The 248-nt window shown below is 47.2% G+C and carries 1 pseudogene; it reads left to right on the top strand.

Features of this window, described 5'->3' with window-relative positions:
• Window positions 1-248, top strand: a pseudogene (locus tag SB773_RS33745) (acyl-CoA synthetase FdrA); the annotation flags it as partial.

Below are 248 nucleotides of genomic sequence, written 5' to 3' on the forward strand. Positions count from 1 at the left end.
CTCATTTCCAAGCCACCAGCACCAAGTGTTGAAGAAAAAGTATTGGCACAGATCAAAAATTGCAAAAAGCCAGTCGTTGTCTACTTCATCGGCGGAGAAGAAACCGCAGTCGTAGCCGCAGGCGGACATTTTGCCAAAACGACAAAAGAAGCAGCCCTCAAAGCAGTAGTTCTGGCAGGTGCCAACGAGGATGAGCTTAACAAGCGTGCACTCAATTGGCCTTTGATTGAAGAAGTACGCGCAAAATT

Source organism: Bacillus sp. SIMBA_074 (genome assembly GCF_046534555.1).
GTDB classification, from domain to species: Bacteria; Bacillota; Bacilli; order Bacillales; family Bacillaceae_G; genus Bacillus_A; species Bacillus_A mycoides.